Source organism: Streptomyces sp. DH12, assembly GCF_020873895.1.
Lineage (GTDB): Bacteria > Actinomycetota > Actinomycetes > Streptomycetales > Streptomycetaceae > Streptomyces.
On the sequence record NZ_JAHWGT010001382.1, the window covers coordinates 1 to 417 of the forward strand.

The 417-nt window shown below is 79.9% G+C and carries 1 protein-coding gene; it reads left to right on the forward strand.

What is annotated here, in order from left to right; all coding sequences use genetic code 11:
- Positions 1-417, forward strand: a 417-nt coding sequence (locus tag LPA54_RS40180) for an aldolase/citrate lyase family protein (RefSeq protein WP_228985370.1), incomplete at both ends; no start/stop codon positions are given.

The window sequence follows — 417 nt, forward strand, 5'->3', positions numbered from 1 at the left end:
GACCGCAAGGCGTACGCCCGCGCGGCCACCGCCGAGCTGCTGCGCGACCCGCAGCCGGTGCCGGTGCACGTCCGCGTCAACGCCCTCACCGGGCCCTGGGGACCGGCCGACGTGACGGCGCTGGCCCCCGCGCCGGGTCTGTCGGGGCTGCGGCTGCCGAAGGTGTCCTCACCGTCCGACGTGGTGCGGGTCGCGCGCCGGGCCGTCTCCGCGCGCGGCGGCTCCCCGCCCCTGTACGCGCTGCTGGAGACCGCCCTGGGCGTCGAGCACGCCCACGCCGTGGCCACCGCGCACCCGGCGCTGCGCGGGATCACGCTCGGGGAGGCGGACCTGCGGGCCGACCTTGGGGTGCGCGAGGACGCCGGTCTTGACTGGTGCCGGGCGCGGGTGGTGGTCGCGGCGCGCGCGGCCGGGCTG